Below are 16,288 nucleotides of genomic sequence, written 5' to 3' on the forward strand. Positions count from 1 at the left end.
CAACGCATTATAACCTTTATTTTGTCACACTAAATGTTTCTTGGAATTTGGTCATAAATAAATCTGTTTCTTGTTCTGACTCAACAAGATCCTCTTCAGGTAGAGGAGGCATTTCTTCTATACTATTTAAGCCAAAATAATGTAAAAATTCTTTTGTTGTTCCATATAAGATGGCACGTCCAGTCCCTTCTGACCGACCTACCTCTTTAATTAATCCTCGCGAAACTAACGTCTGGATTGGACGCTCACACTTGACACCGCGCAAATCTTCTATCGCTACACGTGTAATGGGCTGTTTGTATGCCACTATTGCCAACACTTCGAGGGAGGCCTGGGATAAGGATTGTGCAGTTGGATTTTCTACTAATCTTTGAATCGTATCGGCAAACTCAGATTTTGTAATGAGCTGATAGACGCCTGCAATTTCTTTCACCGTAATTCCTCTTGCTAAATCTTCATCATACGCTTCCCTTAATGTATTCATTGTTTGAAGGATCAACTCTTCCTGTTCTCCTAAAAGTTGTGAGAGTTGTTTAATCGTTAAGCCATCATCTCCCACAACAAACAATAAGGCTTCAATTCTACTCTGTAACATTGATGTTTTCGTCATCTTCCCATTCCTCCTTCTGTAAGGTAACCGTTAATTCTTCAAAGTTACCATCTTGCTCTACGATGACGACCTGACGTTTCATCAGTTCAAGAAGAGATACAAACGTCAGAATAAGTGTTGGCTTATCTTCATAGGGAAAAAGCTCGAAAAATGATGCACGTCCACCTGTTAATCGTAACGAATCCACAACAGAGCGCATTTGATCTCTTACTGATCGCTCCTGCCTTGCTACAGTAGTTTTTAATGGTTTTTTTAATTTTTTGCGACGCATCAATTTTTGAAATGCGCCAAGCATATCATAGATATTCACATTCAAATCAAATAAAGCCATCTGTTCTTCTGAGGCTAATCCTGTTAAATCAGCAGGTGGCCTCGTAAATACCTGTGCTCGGTCTGTTTCAAGCTCCTGCAAATTACTAGCTGCTTCCTTGTATTTTTTATATTCAATTAAGCGTTGCACCAGTTCTTCACGAGGGTCAGGGCCGTCCACTTCTAATTCTGCGTCCTCCATCTCTCCTTCGTGAATTGGCAATAACATGCGGCTTTTAATTGCCAGTAACGTTGCTGCCATCACTAAATATTCACTTGCTTCATTTAACTCTAGTACTTGCATTGCGTGTATATGGTCGATATATTGTTGTGTAATTTCAGCCATTGGGATATCATAGATATCAATTTCCAATCTGTGAATTAAATGCAATAATAAATCAAGAGGCCCTGAAAAGGCTTCTAATTTTACTTCATAAGACATTATTTTACCACCCTGAGATTCTATGTTCTTTAAGTATAGTGGAAAGGAGTCCAAAATGCATCCACAGCATCATACTTTATTTATAGATTACTGTGCCTATTTTAATGGCAATCAAGATTTTTTTGAATGCCATGAAGTGCTAGAGGAATATTGGAAGGAAATTGCACCTGGCGATAAAATGCATCCACTTGTCGGCTATGTGCAGCTGGCAACAGGTTTCTATCATTGGCGACGTGGTAACAACACTGGTGCTATACGAATACTAGAAAAAGCACTTCATAACTTTCAAGAAAATGAAGGGCATGTTTTTTTCCAAGAAATTGATTATCTTGAACTCCTAACACAAATAACAAAAGCTATCACTTCGATTGAAATGGGCAAGTCCTTTCAAACTTTCCAGCTCCCTCTTTCACCTCACTTGCTGGATTTAGCCCTAGCACGTATAAAGCTTTTGCCATCAAATAGCTCAAATTATCTTCTTCATAAACATATGCTTCGAGATCGCTCACATATTCTTGCAGAGCGACAAGAAAGCAAACAAAGAAAAAGCAGACGTTGTTAATCGTCTGCTTTTTCATCGATACAATGAATACATTTTTGAACAAAACTACGTGTTTCATCTGTCGCACGCATACTTTCATATTGGCCAAGTTCCGCCACTTCTTGAAGCATCTCCGTTGCTACGCCCTCTCCCCTATAGGAAGGGATCACCGACACGTGCTGGATTGTGGCTATATTATGCTCGTCAACAACAAGCCCTACAATGCCAACATATTCATCATTCTTTTTCCATAAGTATAAAACCCAATTATCGTCATTTTCATAGGAGTGGATGGTTTCTGTAAGCTTTTTTACGTCTTTTTCGTTAGGCATAAATGAAAGTAGCCCCATTGCTATTTTCTCTAAAGCTTTTTTATATCGAATTAACATATTTGTCTATTCCCTCTTTTTCTAGCTGTACATAATCTTTGACTATCCTACACGATTTGTACTTTTACCGCAAGCCAATTTCTGTCTTACGAACCAGGTCCGAGAATACCTTTCGACGCCAACACCCAATAGACTACGCCCCATAATAAAATAAATGTTGTAATGGACGCTAGTAATACCCACTTATTTTTCCTCAAATTTACTCACCCTTTTTTAAAGTTAGCGGGAGATCGTTTTGCACAATATCTTCATAACTTTCGCGGCGAATAGCTAGTTGATGCTGTCCATCCTCTACAAATACAACTGCAGGTCTTGGTACACGATTATAGTTACTAGCCATCGAATAACCATACGCACCTGTACAGAAGATGGCTAACACATCACCTGAAGCAGCATCTTGTAGTTTAGCATCAATAATTAATTTATCGCCAGATTCACATAATTTACCAGCAACTGTATAGAGCTCATCTTTCGGCTCGTCCGCCTTACTTGCGATGACTGCCTCATACTTAGCGTCGTATAATGCGGGACGGATATTATCGCTCATACCTCCATCAACAGCAATATATTTTCGCACATCTGGCACAGTTTTTTGTGAACCGATTGTATAAAGAGATGTTCCTGCATCACCTACAAGTGATCGACCTGGTTCAATCCAAATTTCCGGCATCTTCAGTCCAAGAACAGTTGCTTTATTTTTGACAACTGTAATCATATCCTCTACATATACTTGTGGTTCAAGCGGTGCATCTTCTTCAGTATAACGAATACCAAAGCCCCCACCTAAGTTTAACACAGTACATGTAAATCCGTGAGTCTTGTTCCAATCAGAAATTTTGTCAATCAATTTTTCTCCAGCCAACCCAAAACCTGCAGTGTCAAAAATTTGTGAGCCAATATGGCAATGTAAACCAAGTAGCTCTAGGAATTCATGGTTAAATGTTTGTTGGAATGCTTCATCTGCTTGACCATTGTTTAAGTCAAAGCCGAATTTTGAATCTGCTTGACCTGTCGTGATGAAATCATGCGTATGTGCTTCAACACCTGGTGTAACACGTAATAATATACGCATTTTTTGCTGACGGCGCTCCGAAATATCTTTTAAAAGCTGTATTTCATAGAAATTATCTACAACAATACATCCAATCTTGGAGTCAAAAGCTAGCTCTATTTCAGCAATGCTTTTATTGTTACCATGAAAATGAATGCGCTCTGCAGGGAAACCAGCCTTTAAGGCCGTAAATAATTCTCCACCAGATACAACATCCAATGATAAATTTTCTTCTGCTGCTAATTGATACACCGCTACACATGCAAATGCTTTTGAAGCATAAGCTACTTCTGCTTTTACACCTAGTTTTTTAAACGTATCGATAAAGCTGCGCGCACGCTTACGAATAAGTGCCGTATCATACACGAAAAGTGGTGTACCATACTCTTTTGCTAGCTCTAATGTGTCTACCTGTCCAATTGTTAAATGACCATCTTCAGAAATCGCTTGTGTTCCATATAAATGCATGTGCATCTCTCCCTTTTCACATCGTTCCATCTTGTTATTTTTACGGTTTGAAAGTGGAAGGGTTCTTTACTATATTAGAACCATTCCATCAAAAAAATTATTTCCTTCACATATAAAAAACAAATGTATAGTACTTGCTTTTTCTTGAATGAAAATAATTTTTGCAAAAATCACAAAATACTATATGTGAACTTTATCACATGAAAAAAACGAGTGCAACGGCTCCTATGATCTTTTTCGCTGTTTGGAAGCGACTACATAAGGTCTGAGTGCATCCGCTGTCATTGGGAAGCGTATAATGACGCGAAGCATTGCGGTTGGAAAGAATGGAACAAGCGGCCATAAATAAGGTGCCTGCATTGGTCGCAATGAACATAAATACGTAAACAATAAAAATAAACCAATAAATAACCCATTGACACCCCAGAGACCCGTCATCAGAAGTAGCAGTAACCTAAAAATTTTAATGGAGATACTAAGCTCATAGGATGGAATAATGAAAATAAGAATGGCAGCAACTGCTGTATAGAGAACCACCTCAGAAGAGAATAATCCAACATCAATCGCAATTTGACCAATGATTACCCCCGCAACCAATCCCATCGCTGTGGACAATGGTGACGGAGTATGAATGGCGGCCATCCTCAAAAACTCTATTCCAATATCTGCAATCAAAATTTGTAGTAATAAAGGTACATGCGATTTCTCCTCCGTACCTAAAAAGGAGAGGGCATCTGGAAGTAGGGATTCATTCGTTGCAAATACATACCACAATGGCAATAAAAGTAAACCCATTACAGAGCCAAAATATCGCATAAAACGTACAAACGTCCCTACTGTGGGTGCCTGACGATATTCCTCTGCATGCTGCAATAAATGAAACACTGTAACAGGTACTAAAATAACGGATGGAGAAGTATCGACTAATATAGCTATATGCCCTTCAAGTAGATGAGCTGCAGCAATATCAGGTCTCTCCGTATAACGTACAAATGGAACTGGGTGGAACTTTTGTTTAAAGAGCCATTCTTCTAATGATTTATCGGCCATCGTCAAGCCATCATGATTTATTTGTCTAAGACGCTGTCGTAAACTTTCGAGCATATCTTCATTGGCAACATCCTTCATAAACGCGATCGCCACGTCGGTTTGACCGATTTTGGATATTTTATGTAGCTCGAAACGTAGATTACTATTACGAATTCGCCTACGTATTAAGGCTGTGTTTTGAGAAATCCCTTCTGTAAAGCCATCCCTTGATCCACGGATAACTTTTTCATTATCTGGCTCTTCTGGAGAGCGTCCTGGATAGTTTCTAAGCTCTGCAACATAGCAATAGCCACTTTTAGTAATAAAGGTGACTTGTCCACTTAAAATGGCTAGTAAATAGGCTTTACGCTCTGTTTCTTCTGAACGTCCATGGAAATTAAAGTAAGACTCAAAATATTCCTTCTCATCCTCTACATCAATTTCAATGTCCTCATCTGGCAGCATGCTAGACAGCAACTGTGTTAAAGCTTCTCCATCTACAAGCCCGCTAATATATGCACAAAGGACCGGCAAATCTTTGACAAATAAGTGTTTAATACCAACGTCAAACGATTCGCCGTCACCAAATTGTTCTATAAGAAAATCTTCGGCTTCTTCTAAGCTGTTAAATAATTTATTTGTCATGCTGTCACCATTTTCTTAGATGTCTTTTTTTATTACTTCCTGCTCCACTGTTGCACTAGTTGCCATCCAACTTTTCAGCTGGGCAAGGATTTTTTTCTCTAATCGGGAAACCTGTACCTGCGATATACCTAATCTATTTGCAATTTCAGTTTGTGTGCAATCTGAAAAATAGCGAAGATATATGATAGACTGCTCTCTTGGCTCAAGTCTCGTTAGTACTTCTTTTAATGGGATGTAATCAAAGGGTTGCTCCGATTTTTCATCCTTCATTTGATCCATTAGTGTAATGGAATCCCCCTCACTCTCATACAATTGCTCATGAAGAGAGGCAGGGTCTCTCAATGCATCGGATGCGGTAACAATTTCCTCTGTTGTCACACCAAGCACCTGAGCAAGCTCTTGAATGGTTGGTGGATGTTCGTTCTTTTTAATAAATTCATCTGTAGCATGACGGATTTTAAAATTGAGCTCACGAATAGAGCGGCTCACCTTCACCATGCCATCATCCCTTAAAAAGCGCTGAATTTCTCCAATGATCATCGGCACAGCATAGGTTGAAAATTTCACATCATAGGTTAAATCAAATTTATCCACAGATTTCATAAGCCCTATGCAGCCAATCTGGAATAAATCCTCAAGCTCAACACCTCTCGTTGTAAAACGTTGAACAATGGACCACACAAGTCTCGTATTGCCTTCTACCATTCGTTTACGAGCCTCGTGATCGCCCTGCTGTGCGCGTGCAATTAAATCACGCATTTCCTCCTGAGACAATAGCTTATCGGACGACTGTTCTAACGGCTTCACGGGTTTAACCTCACATTACCGCTGTGCGAACTGTGTAAAATTTCTTCGTGAATGTTACAGTTGTTCCTTCTTGCCATTTTGATATAACTGTCAGCTGATCTGAGAAGCTATCCATAATCGTGAAGCCCATACCCGAACGCTCCATCATACTTTTTGTTGTAAATAATGGTTCCATCGCTCGACTAACGTCTTCAATTCCTATCCCTTTATCCATGACAGATACTGTCACAATATCATCCTCACGTTTAGCATGAACTGTCACAACACCCTTACCATCTTCTTCATAGCCATGAATAATAGCATTGGAAACTGCTTCTGAGACAACTGTTTTAAATTCTGATAGCTCATCAATAGTTGGGTCTAATTGTGCAATAAAGCCTGTAACAGCTACACGCGCTAAAGCTTCATTTTCACTAAGTGCCAAAAAAGTTAATGTCATTTCGTTATCCATTTACAATCCCCCTTACGCGATCAATCGCTTGTTCCTCTGTTGCATCCATCATCCACGGTCCTAATCCTGAAAATTGAAATACTTTTCGCATTGTTGGCGATGGATTCAATAATATAGTTCGCCCAGCAACTGCCTCTAACTCACGCATACGACCAAGCACTAAACCAACTCCCGAACTATCCATAAAAGATAGTCCTTCCAAGTTCCAAATGATGGTCGTCACAGTGCCTTGAAAAATTGCTGCAGAAATTTTCGCTCGAATTTGTTCAACGGCATGATGATCGAGCTCCCCAAACAAACGTATAACGACTGTCTCTCTTGTGACCATTTCTAATTGATAATGCATGAACATCGCCTCCTCCTCGTGCAATTCCACATTCAATAGATTGAATCCTTGTGGCTGACAGAACTAGTGCAAAGTCTTCCGAAATAGTGTCTAATCGACATACTTATAGCTTTTTAGGTTAAGTGCAGTATGGGATAAATCTACAATTTCTAAACGCCATCGAGCTCTAAATTTTGGCGATTCATCGAACACACAAAAAAGCGAGAACCCTCATAAGTAAGGGCTCTCGCTAATAATCTTTATGCAATTGTATAAGCTTGCTGAATTTTATTAATTGTCTCTTCGTCAATTGGCTGATTGGAATACAAATAAGCAATCGTATCGCCATTATTAACATGATCACCTTTTTTGGCGATTAGCTGAATTCCTGCATCATAATCAAGCTGTGACTCCTTCGTTAAACGTCCAGCGCCTAGACTAACACTTGCTTCTCCAACTAATAAAGCATTAATCGTCTCCACCGTGCCCTCTGAAACCGCTGTCACTGCTACTTTATGAGCTGTGTCATTTTGAACAATATCAGAGACTACTCCTCCTTGCGCCACAATAAACTCCTCGAATTTTGCAGCTGCAGAGCCATCTGCTAGCACTCGCTTAACAGCAGCTGTCGCTTCCGATTCATTCACACCTGCCGCAATTTGGTACATCAAGGAAGAGATGACAACACATTCATCAACCAAATCTTCATGCGTTTCTTCCATACGTCCACTTAATAGGGCATAAGCCTCCACTACCTCAAGCTTATTACCAATCATTTTCCCTAAAGGATTATCCATATCACTGATGTGTGCGATGACTTTACGGCCAAGTTTTTCTCCAATAGCCGTCATTGTATCTGCTAAACGCTGTGCTTCTTCCTGCGTCTTCATAAACGCACCTGAGCCACATTTTACATCGAGGACTATACCATCGGCACCACTTGCAATTTTTTTACTCATAATCGACGCTGCGATTAGTGGAATAGAATCGACAGTACCTGTCACATCACGCAAAGCATATAATTTTTTGTCGGCTGGTACTAGATTACCTGTTTGTCCAGCAACCGCAATTTTATGCTGATTGACATTATCAATGAACTCCTGTGATGAAAGCTCTGTTTTAAAGCCCTGAATGGATTCAAGTTTATCAATTGTCCCCCCAGTAATCCCTAAGCCTTTACCACTAAATTTCGCAACAGGAATTCCTAGAGCAGCAATAATTGGCGTAACAACAAGTGTAACCTTGTCACCAACCCCTCCAGTTGAGTGTTTATCAATTTTAAAGCCTTCAATAGATGTTAAATCAATGACATCGCCTGATTCGATCATTGCCTTTGTTAAATAAAATGTCTCATCATCAGACATGCCTAGTAAACGTATCGCCATTAATAAAGAACTTGCTTGATAATCTGGGATAGAGCCAGTCGTATAGCCTTCAACAAAATACTGAATTTCAGCTTGAGAAAGCTCTAATCCTTGTTTTTTCTTTTCAAACAATTGAACCATATTCATTCAAAAAACCCCCTTATTTCAAATCATGTAAGAAACTTTTACCGAATGGCGGTGCGTCTACATGAAAGTTTTCTGCAACTGTTGCTGCAATATCTGCAAAGGTTTCACGAAGCGCAAGTTCCGCACCACCTTTGAAACGTGGTGAATAGACAATTAGTGGTACATATTCGCGTGTATGATCTGTCCCTGGGAAGGTTGGATCATTGCCGTGATCAGCTGTAATTATTAATAGATCGTCTTCTGACATTGCCTCTAGAATTTCTGGTAGACGTGCATCAAATTCTTGTAATGCCTGTCCATAGCCTAAAGGATCACGTCGATGGCCGAAATTGGCATCAAAGTCGACTAAATTTAAGAAGCTTAGACCACGAAAGTCACGACGTACAACCTCTGCAAATTGATCCATACCATCCATATTATTTTTTGTACGTACAGCATCTGTCACACCTTCACCATTGAAAATATCTGAGATTTTTCCAATTGCAATCACATCTAATCCCGCATCCTTCAAAACATTCATTGTTGTACGACCAAATGGCTTTAACGCATAATCATGACGATTGGATGTACGAGTAAAGTTTCCAGGCGTACCCACAAATGGTCGTGCGATGACGCGACCTACTAAATATTCAGGCTGTAATGTTAATTCACGAGCAATTTCGCAAATTTTATATAACTCTTCTAGTGGAATGATTTCCTCATGAGCAGCAATTTGTAAAACAGGATCGGCTGATGTATAGACAATAATCGCACCTGTTTCCATATGCTCCTTCCCGAAATCTTCAATTACTTGTGTACCACTTGCTGGCTGATTGCATAGCACTTTCCGACCTGTACGTTTCTCTAGCTCATCAATTAGCTCTGCTGGAAACCCATCTGGATACACTTTAAATGGTTTATCAATATTTAACCCCATGATTTCCCAATGGCCAGTCATCGTATCTTTACCAACTGATGCTTCTTGCATTTTACCGTAGTATGCTTTAGGGTCAGTAGTTGCATGCATTCCATGCAATGGTTCAATATTCGCTAAACCAAATGACTCCATTACTGGCATTGTAAGCCCATTCATTTTTTCAGCGATATGTCCTAGTGTATGTGCGCCAACATCCCCAAAATTTGCAGCGTCTGGCGCTTCACCAATACCTACGGAATCCATGACAACAACATGGATTTTGTTAAATGGTTTATTCATAATGGTTGCCTCCTAATCTCATGACTCTATTTTACCAAAAAAATGCGAAAAATAAAGGTCAGACATCCGACTGAAATATAATTTTTTCCTATTAACTTTTAAGCACGTGGATGGAATTGCTTATAGACCTCAGATAATCTTGTTTTGCTAATATGTGTATAAATCTGCGTAGTAGAAATATCTGCATGGCCAAGCATCTCCTGCACCGCTCGTAAATCGGCTCCATTTTCAACCAAATGAGTGGCAAAGGAATGACGCAATGTATGTGGTGTTAATTCATGTTGGATGCCTGCCTTTAACGCATGCTCCTTCATTAATTTCCAACAACCCTGCCTTGTTAAACGTTTCCCTCTTTGATTAATAAAAAACGCATCTGTCTTGGGGTACTTTCCCTGTAATTGACCACGAGCACCATTTAAATAGGCATTTATTGCCGAAAGTGCGCTTTTGCCGAGTGGAATGATTCGCTCCTTACCACCCTTCCCAAATACACGTACAAAGCCCATGGTTAAATGAATATCAGCTAAATCCAGTGCAATAAGTTCACTGATGCGCATACCAGACCCATATAGTAACTCCAGCATGGCAAGATCACGTATACCTTGTGGCTTACTTTTATTTGGAGCTGTTAGTAAAGCTTCAATCTCTTGGATAGATAAAATATTAGGCAACTTTTGCTCAATTGTCGGCATCTCCAAATGGACTGTCGGATCAGTTTCTGCGCGCTTTTCTCGTAGTAAAAATTGGTGGAAACTCCGAATCGATGAAATATGACGGGCAACGGTACGACTTGTCTTTCCCTGTGCCCGCAATTGCTCTAAATGGCGTAATATAGTTGTCCGTTCCACCACACTAAAATCAGACATACCTTCTGCTTCCTTTAAAAAATGTACATAGCTTTCTAAATCTCGGCGATAGGATGCTAATGTATTAACAGATAACTGCCTTTCCACCTGAATAAAATGGATATAGTCCTCAACTGCATATTGAAATTCATTCATCACAACGCCCCCTCACTGTCAATTATTCTCTATTTTAGCATGGCCTTAAGAAATGTGCTAAAGGACCCTCCATTCGACATAAACCACCAACCCTAATGGTGTCTATACTTCAATAAAAAAAACAAAAAACTGCCCGATTCAATCTATACCAAAGATTAAAACAGACAGTTTTTCGTTATTTTTCTTCATTCGATTCGTCGTTTTTATCATGACAGCGCCAGCATATGCCGTGGAAAGTTAGTCGGTGATCTTTTATAATAAAGTTCCAACGTTTTTCAACAACGGCTTCCACATCTTCAAGTAAATCTTCTTGAATTTCATCAACAGCACCACATTCGATACAAACAAGATGATGGTGGAAATGGGCAGCTCCCTCTTGGCGTAAATCATAGCGCGATACGCCATCGCCAAAGTTGATTTTGTCGACAATTTTGAGCTCAGTTAATAATTCTAACGTTCTATAAACAGTAGCTAGACCAATCTCAGGTGCTTTTTCTTTTACTAAAAGATAAACATCTTCAGCACTTAGGTGGTCCTCTTCGTGCTCAAGCAAAACAGCAACTGTCGCTTCTCGCTGCGGCGTCAGCTTGTAACTAGCACTATGCAACTGTTTTTTTATACGATCAATTCGGCTCTCCATGTGACGCCCCCCTAAACTCTTTCCATTATACCAAAGGAGTAAATCCTATTACAAGATAGTGAATAGATTTCTAACATGCTTCTACTTTTTTATCTGATCACAATTTTGGTCTATTCAATCCATCATTTTAACACATAAGAAATAACAATAAACTCAGCAACTATTATGATGAAAAATGCGATAAAATTCAACAAAATTGTCCGACCAGATACTTGTTTCCCGATTTTTCGCTTTGACCAAGCGGGTACAAGTAAATTGCATAGGACTAGCAACAATATACAATAGATGAGCTGAAATGGAAACCACCAAATCGTATAAAGCCAAAAAGCTTCAAGTTTTTGTAATAAAAAAACCGAACTAAAGCCAAAAAAAGTGGCACGCATGGCTACAGTCACACGCACTAACACCTTTAAGACGCTATGTGTTGCTAGTAATAATATAAGACCTATGGAAATAGCAACAGGCAGTACTAAACGAAAAATGGATTGCCTGTCCCCATCTGCTAAACGAGGCTCTATAAATAATATAAAGGGTTCCGCTTTCGGTCCACCAATAATATGAAAGAAAATAACGCCACAAACAAAACTTACTGCAATGATGGAAGCGTGATAAAAAATAGACACCGTACGAGACATAAACATGCTCCTTTTCTATCAAGGTTTGTACAGCTTATGCTCGTCCGTCTCTATTATGCTAAAAGATTATTTTCTAAATTTGCAGCTAGCCATAGTACTGCGAATGCTGTTTTAGCATCATATATACGCTGGTCAGCCACCATTACTTGTGCTTCTTCCAACGAAACTTCTAATAGTTCGACAAATTCATCCTCATCTAAATCTGCTTTATTATCTATTGTATATAATCCCTTCGCCACAAACAAATGAATAACTTCATCCGCAAAGCCTGGTGATGTTGCAAATGTTTGTAAAAAAGTAAGTTGATGCGCGCCATAACCTGTCTCTTCCTCTAATTCTCGACGTGCTGTCATCACTGGCTCCTCACCTGGCTCAAGCTTTCCAGCTGGAATTTCAATAATAGAACGCTCCAGCGCTTTGCGATATTGCTCTAATAACACTAGTTTACCCTCGTCCGTAACAGCAATCACTGCTACGGCACCTGGATGTTTAATGATTTCACGTTTTGCAACCTGTCCATTTGGTAAAGTGACATCATCAATTTGTAGTTTTATTATTCTTCCGTCATAGATCGGTGTCGTTTTCGTTGTTTTTTCCTCAAACTTTTTCATTGACGATAACCTCGCTTGTTCTTCAGATATGTTCATTGTACCATTACAAGTAGAGAAATCGAAGGAGGTCGTTCATATGAAAAAAAGACAGCTTGGTACAAGTGAATTGTTTATTTCAGAGATTAGTTTAGGAGGCATGTCTCTTTCGACAGATAAAACACAAGCAGCTGCCATTGTCGATATGGCATTAGATGCTGGCATTAACTATATAGATACAGCTGATTTATATGATTATGGTGCAAATGAAGAGATTATCGGCGTAACGTTAGGTAAACGTCGTCACGATGTCATCCTAGCAACAAAGGTAGGTAATCGGTGGGCAGAAGGGGTAGATGGCTGGCATTGGGATGCATCACCATCCTATATAAAAGAAGCTGTCCATGCTAGCTTACGACGTTTAGGAACAGACTACATTGATGTATATCAATTACACGGTGGCACAATCGAAGATGATTGGGACGGGATAATTGACACATTTGAAGGACTTAAAAAAGAAGGGCTCATTCGTGAATATGGTATATCCTCCATTCGTCCTAATGTATTGCAGCGATTTTTACCTGCAAGCTCGGCTAGAAGCGTCATGATGCAATATAGTGCCCTCGATCGCCGCCCTGAAGAATGGTTTAACTTTATTGCGAAACAGGGTGCATCTGTTGTCACACGTGGCACAGTGGCAAAGGGCTTATTAACAAATAGCTGGCAACAACGTCTACAACATGTTAATGGTTTTAACACCTATACCGCTGAGGAGTTAACATCAACGTTAACAGACTTAGCTTTACACTATGATGATTTGCATGCTTTGGCTATCGCTTTTAATCTGAAAGAGCCAACAATCGCTTCTACGGTCATTGGTGCAAGCTCACAACAACAACTAGCACAAACGCTTGCTTCCTACGAGAAAATTAATTCAATAACAGATTTCAAGATAGCTAATGAGCTAACAAAAAATGAGTACTATCATGAACATCGATGAAAAAATGGCTACTTTTACTCATTTGTCTAGTTGTACTAGTAATCTCCTCTAGTTTGACCTATGAGCAACAGAGTATACTACCAGAATTAGAAGATTTGCTCGCCAATAAACCTTTTGAAAAACAACTATCTATTTTAAAAATTCCCTATTGGGGAACCATCGTTTCAGTGGAAGAGCGAGGTTATTTTCCATTTGTAGAATTTTTAATTCGTAAATTGACACACTTCATGGGATTTGGATGCATCGCACTTGGCCTTTACTTCGCCTGGGGAAAAAGACGTTTTGCAGCAAGTATTGCTATCGGTGGAACGGCAACAATCGCGGTGCTTGATGAATTTCGTCAAAGCTTTACGCCAGGTCGTACTATGAGTGCTCAAGATGTGCTTGTCGATACAGCTGGAGCCATTGTTTTTGTTAGTCTCGTTGTTGCAGCAAGAAAAATACTCAAAAACAAAAGACAAAAGGCTCAATTATAGCCTTTTGTCTTTTATTTTAAAGGTGGAACCGCCAAAAATAGAGAGACTTCGTTTCTTTAAACAAGACAGCCCCTGCTTTTTCCAAAACTCGATGGGAAGCCATATTTTCTTTTTCCGTGTCAGCGATAACGTATTTTGCATTTGGCTGATGGAGTAACCAGTCTTTAAGAGCTATGATTGATTCTGTCATATAGCCCTGCCCCCAATAAGGAGGCAAAGTATAATACCCGATCACAACTTCCTCTTGCTCATTTGGCGTACCTTTTAGCATGATGCCACCAACAGCACAATTTTTTTCTTTTAATACAAGTAACCAATTCGTGTGCCACAGATAATTTTGCTCATCTTCTAATACTTTGGAAAGTCTAAAATACAACGCTTGTTTAAGCTCGCAATCTAAACCCCCTACACCTTTACTCAATGACAACTCCGCCGCCATTTGCTCCTCATGCTCTATTAGTAACTTTAGATACTTGGCGTTTAAAGGAATTAATCTTATTCTTTCTGTCTGTAATTCTACCATGTTGTTCTCCTAACATAATTTAATTGATACTAAACTACAATTAGGTATATGTTATTGGCAGCGTCTCCCGTTGCATTAATTTCAAAAATCACTCCCTATATATCGACCACAACCATATAGATTTTATGCTGTAAAATATAAAACAGTGAACCCACCTATGTGAATTCACTGTTCTCTCTTAATATTTAGTACCTTTATCGCCGTATTCGTTCAAAAGTTCTTCAAACGATTTGTTTTTTTCTCGTTGTTTACGTTCAAAAGCTAATTTTGCCTGACGCTCTTCTTCTGCCGCCTGCTCTTTAGCAGTTAAATCTTGCTTCGCTGCTTTTAATTTTGCTAGCACATCCCCACCTAGCTGATCTGCTAATGTAACGGCCTCTTGCTTAGGTAGGCTAGCTGTTACGCTATTGTCAGTATGTTGTTGCTGTTTTCGTTTCTTTCCCATTTCTATTCACCTTCTTATTGACATCAAGGGCGCTTCACAACTGTTGCTACGCCTTGTCCACCACCGATACATAATGTGGCTAAGCCCGTTTTCACATCACGCTTTTCCATCTCATGTAATAGCGTTACCAAAATCCGAGCACCACTAGCACCGATTGGGTGACCAAGAGCAATGGCACCCCCGTTAACATTTAGTTTATCATGATTAAAGCTTAATTCACGATCTACAGCAATTGATTGTGCTGCAAATGCTTCATTTGCTTCAATTAAATCGATATCGTTTAAAGTAATCTCAGCCTTTGTCAGCGCTTTTTGTACTGCTTTTACAGGACCTGTACCCATAATTGCAGGATCTACACCAGCACTAGCATTCGCTGTAATGATCGCCATTGGTTGAATGCCTAGCTCTTGTGCTTTTTCCTTTGACATCACCACTACCGCTGCCGCACCATCATTAATTCCAGACGCGTTCGCTGCTGTGACAGAGCCATCCTTTTTAAATGCTGGTCGTAGCTTACCTAATGATTCAGCTGTCACACCTGCTCGTGGAAATTCATCTTTATTGAAAAGAAGTGGCTCTCCCTTGCGCTGTGGAATCTCAACAGCAACGATTTCATTTTCAAACTTGCCCGCTGCAATCGCTGCCTCTGCACGTTGCTGAGAACGAGCTGCAAAAGCATCCTGCTCTTCTCGAGAGATTTGATACATATCACATAAATTTTCAGCTGTAATGCCCATATGATAATCGTTAAAAGCACACCATAGGCCATCCTGAATCATTGTATCTACTACCTTTTGGTCGCCCATTCGGAAGCCTTCTCGTGCATTTTTTAATACGTATGGAGCCTGGCTCATATTTTCAAATCCACCTGCAACAACAATCTCTGCATCTCCCGCTATAATCGCCTGTGTTGCTAAATGAACAGCCTTTAAACCTGATCCACATACTTTATTAATTGTTAAAGCTGATACCTCTTGAGGTAACCCCGCTTTAATTGCCGCTTGACGAGCTGGATTTTGTCCAAGTCCAGCCGATAAAACATTCCCCATAATGACCTCATCGACCTGTTCTCCTGCTACGCCAGCACGCGCTAATGCTTCTTTAATGACAATGCTACCTAACGTTGTCGCTGGTACGTCTTTTAATGTCCCCTGAAATGAGCCGATTGCTGTACGCACCGCACTCACGATTACTACCTCGTTTGTCAT

Annotated in this window: 20 protein-coding genes; 3 read left to right on the top strand and 17 right to left on the bottom strand. The window is 39.8% G+C overall.

Features of this window, described 5'->3' with window-relative positions; translation table 11 throughout:
• Positions 1–16 precede the first annotated feature (16 nt).
• Positions 17–610 (bottom strand): SMC-Scp complex subunit ScpB, encoded by a 594-nt coding sequence (gene scpB / locus JIN86_RS07270; protein ID WP_004232203.1) that lies wholly within the window; start codon positions 608–610, stop codon positions 17–19.
• Positions 582–1,361, bottom strand: coding sequence for a segregation/condensation protein A (locus JIN86_RS07275; protein WP_004232198.1), 780 nt, complete (start codon positions 1,359–1,361; stop codon positions 582–584). The genes scpB and JIN86_RS07275 overlap by 29 nt, the downstream gene beginning before the upstream one ends.
• A gap of 55 nt (positions 1,362–1,416) precedes the next feature.
• On the opposite strand from JIN86_RS07275, the gene JIN86_RS07280 reads away from it, so the two are divergent.
• Positions 1,417–1,923: a DUF309 domain-containing protein gene (locus JIN86_RS07280; RefSeq protein WP_202341595.1), complete on the top strand. Its 507-nt coding sequence runs from the start codon at positions 1,417–1,419 to the stop codon at positions 1,921–1,923.
• Here the strand turns inward: JIN86_RS07280 and JIN86_RS07285 are convergent.
• From JIN86_RS07285 to JIN86_RS07340, 12 genes are all read right to left on the bottom strand, one after another.
• Positions 1,920–2,291, bottom strand: a complete 372-nt coding sequence (locus JIN86_RS07285) for a GNAT family N-acetyltransferase (protein ID WP_009370710.1) — start codon at positions 2,289–2,291, stop codon at positions 1,920–1,922. The two genes, JIN86_RS07280 and JIN86_RS07285, sit on opposite strands and share 4 nt — an antisense overlap.
• 199 nt (positions 2,292–2,490) lie before the next feature.
• Positions 2,491–3,810 (bottom strand): diaminopimelate decarboxylase, encoded by a 1,320-nt coding sequence (gene lysA / locus JIN86_RS07290; RefSeq protein ID WP_202341596.1) that lies wholly within the window; start codon positions 3,808–3,810, stop codon positions 2,491–2,493.
• Positions 3,811–4,035: 225 nt separating this feature from the next.
• On the bottom strand, positions 4,036–5,484 hold the full coding sequence (locus tag JIN86_RS07295; RefSeq protein WP_202341597.1) for a spore germination protein: 1,449 nt from the start codon (positions 5,482–5,484) through the stop codon (positions 4,036–4,038).
• A gap of 15 nt (positions 5,485–5,499) precedes the next feature.
• The gene (gene sigF / locus JIN86_RS07300) at positions 5,500–6,291 is read right to left on the bottom strand and encodes an RNA polymerase sporulation sigma factor SigF (RefSeq protein WP_009370709.1); all 792 of its coding nucleotides are present in this window, start codon (positions 6,289–6,291) and stop codon (positions 5,500–5,502) included.
• A 10-nt stretch (positions 6,292–6,301) separates the two neighbouring features.
• A complete protein-coding gene (spoIIAB, locus tag JIN86_RS07305) occupies positions 6,302–6,742 on the bottom strand; it encodes an anti-sigma F factor (RefSeq protein WP_004232182.1) in 441 nt (146 codons plus the stop codon).
• Entirely contained in the window at positions 6,735–7,088 is a 354-nt protein-coding gene (gene spoIIAA, locus JIN86_RS07310) for an anti-sigma F factor antagonist (protein ID WP_004232181.1), read from the bottom strand. The genes spoIIAB and spoIIAA overlap by 8 nt, the downstream gene beginning before the upstream one ends.
• Positions 7,089–7,327: 239 nt before the next feature.
• Entirely contained in the window at positions 7,328–8,578 is a 1,251-nt protein-coding gene (locus tag JIN86_RS07315; RefSeq protein WP_004232179.1) for a thymidine phosphorylase, read from the bottom strand.
• 13 nt (positions 8,579–8,591) lie between these two features.
• Entirely contained in the window at positions 8,592–9,773 is a 1,182-nt protein-coding gene (gene deoB, locus JIN86_RS07320) for a phosphopentomutase (RefSeq protein WP_004232176.1), read from the bottom strand.
• A gap of 98 nt (positions 9,774–9,871) precedes the next feature.
• Complete coding sequence (xerD, locus tag JIN86_RS07325) at positions 9,872–10,774, bottom strand: site-specific tyrosine recombinase XerD (RefSeq protein WP_202341598.1); 903 nt, start codon at positions 10,772–10,774, stop codon at positions 9,872–9,874.
• Between the two features lie 175 nt (positions 10,775–10,949).
• Positions 10,950–11,414 carry a ferric iron uptake transcriptional regulator gene (gene fur / locus JIN86_RS07330; protein ID WP_004232171.1) on the bottom strand — a complete coding sequence of 155 codons (465 nt, stop codon included), beginning with the start codon at positions 11,412–11,414 and terminating at the stop codon, positions 10,950–10,952.
• Positions 11,415–11,536: 122 nt separating this feature from the next.
• Positions 11,537–12,049 (bottom strand): hypothetical protein, encoded by a 513-nt coding sequence (locus JIN86_RS07335; RefSeq protein WP_004232169.1) that lies wholly within the window; start codon positions 12,047–12,049, stop codon positions 11,537–11,539.
• Positions 12,050–12,102: 53 nt separating this feature from the next.
• Positions 12,103–12,660 (bottom strand): NUDIX domain-containing protein, encoded by a 558-nt coding sequence (locus JIN86_RS07340; RefSeq protein WP_202341599.1) that lies wholly within the window; start codon positions 12,658–12,660, stop codon positions 12,103–12,105.
• Positions 12,661–12,736: 76 nt separating this feature from the next.
• On the opposite strand from JIN86_RS07340, the gene JIN86_RS07345 reads away from it, so the two are divergent.
• A complete protein-coding gene (locus tag JIN86_RS07345) occupies positions 12,737–13,636 on the top strand; it encodes an aldo/keto reductase (protein ID WP_202341600.1) in 900 nt (299 codons plus the stop codon).
• Positions 13,633–14,112 (top strand): VanZ family protein, encoded by a 480-nt coding sequence (locus tag JIN86_RS07350; RefSeq protein ID WP_202341601.1) that lies wholly within the window; start codon positions 13,633–13,635, stop codon positions 14,110–14,112. Before JIN86_RS07345 ends, JIN86_RS07350 begins: the two co-directional genes overlap by 4 nt.
• A gap of 16 nt (positions 14,113–14,128) precedes the next feature.
• On the opposite strand, the gene JIN86_RS07355 is transcribed toward JIN86_RS07350, so the two are convergent.
• The 3 genes from JIN86_RS07355 to JIN86_RS07365 form a co-directional block, all read right to left on the bottom strand.
• A complete protein-coding gene (locus tag JIN86_RS07355) occupies positions 14,129–14,635 on the bottom strand; it encodes a GNAT family N-acetyltransferase (RefSeq protein WP_004232164.1) in 507 nt (168 codons plus the stop codon).
• A 178-nt stretch (positions 14,636–14,813) separates the two neighbouring features.
• The gene (locus JIN86_RS07360) at positions 14,814–15,080 is read right to left on the bottom strand and encodes a YqkE family protein (RefSeq protein ID WP_036080173.1); all 267 of its coding nucleotides are present in this window, start codon (positions 15,078–15,080) and stop codon (positions 14,814–14,816) included.
• 23 nt (positions 15,081–15,103) lie between these two features.
• A complete protein-coding gene (locus tag JIN86_RS07365; protein WP_009370705.1) occupies positions 15,104–16,288 on the bottom strand; it encodes an acetyl-CoA C-acetyltransferase in 1,185 nt (394 codons plus the stop codon).

The sequence above is a fragment of the Lysinibacillus sp. HST-98 genome, assembly GCF_016757845.1.
Taxonomy (GTDB): domain Bacteria; phylum Bacillota; class Bacilli; order Bacillales_A; family Planococcaceae; genus Lysinibacillus; species Lysinibacillus capsici.

Bases quoted from the DNA above. Each gene is read 5' to 3' on its own strand.
- JIN86_RS07285 (WP_009370710.1), bottom strand. From the start codon at position 2,291: ATGTTAATTCGATATAAAAAAGCTTTAGAGAAAATAGCAATGGGGCTA.
- JIN86_RS07295 (WP_202341597.1), bottom strand. From the start codon at position 5,484: ATGACAAATAAATTATTTAACAGCTTAGAAGAAGCCGAAGATTTTCTT.
- lysA (WP_202341596.1), bottom strand. From the start codon at position 3,810: ATGCATTTATATGGAACACAAGCGATTTCTGAAGATGGTCATTTAACA.
- deoB (WP_004232176.1), bottom strand. From the start codon at position 9,773: ATGAATAAACCATTTAACAAAATCCATGTTGTTGTCATGGATTCCGTA.
- JIN86_RS07315 (WP_004232179.1), bottom strand. From the start codon at position 8,578: ATGAATATGGTTCAATTGTTTGAAAAGAAAAAACAAGGATTAGAGCTT.
- JIN86_RS07360 (WP_036080173.1), bottom strand. From the start codon at position 15,080: ATGGGAAAGAAACGAAAACAGCAACAACATACTGACAATAGCGTAACA.
- JIN86_RS07335 (WP_004232169.1), bottom strand. From the start codon at position 12,049: ATGTCTCGTACGGTGTCTATTTTTTATCACGCTTCCATCATTGCAGTA.
- JIN86_RS07340 (WP_202341599.1), bottom strand. From the start codon at position 12,660: ATGAAAAAGTTTGAGGAAAAAACAACGAAAACGACACCGATCTATGAC.
- fur (WP_004232171.1), bottom strand. From the start codon at position 11,414: ATGGAGAGCCGAATTGATCGTATAAAAAAACAGTTGCATAGTGCTAGT.
- xerD (WP_202341598.1), bottom strand. From the start codon at position 10,774: ATGAATGAATTTCAATATGCAGTTGAGGACTATATCCATTTTATTCAG.
- scpB (WP_004232203.1), bottom strand. From the start codon at position 610: ATGACGAAAACATCAATGTTACAGAGTAGAATTGAAGCCTTATTGTTT.
- JIN86_RS07355 (WP_004232164.1), bottom strand. From the start codon at position 14,635: ATGGTAGAATTACAGACAGAAAGAATAAGATTAATTCCTTTAAACGCC.
- JIN86_RS07280 (WP_202341595.1), top strand. From the start codon at position 1,417: ATGCATCCACAGCATCATACTTTATTTATAGATTACTGTGCCTATTTT.
- spoIIAB (WP_004232182.1), bottom strand. From the start codon at position 6,742: ATGGATAACGAAATGACATTAACTTTTTTGGCACTTAGTGAAAATGAA.
- JIN86_RS07275 (WP_004232198.1), bottom strand. From the start codon at position 1,361: ATGTCTTATGAAGTAAAATTAGAAGCCTTTTCAGGGCCTCTTGATTTA.
- JIN86_RS07345 (WP_202341600.1), top strand. From the start codon at position 12,737: ATGAAAAAAAGACAGCTTGGTACAAGTGAATTGTTTATTTCAGAGATT.
- JIN86_RS07365 (WP_009370705.1), bottom strand. From the start codon at position 16,288: ATGACAAACGAGGTAGTAATCGTGAGTGCGGTGCGTACAGCAATCGGC.
- spoIIAA (WP_004232181.1), bottom strand. From the start codon at position 7,088: ATGCATTATCAATTAGAAATGGTCACAAGAGAGACAGTCGTTATACGT.
- JIN86_RS07350 (WP_202341601.1), top strand. From the start codon at position 13,633: ATGAAAAAATGGCTACTTTTACTCATTTGTCTAGTTGTACTAGTAATC.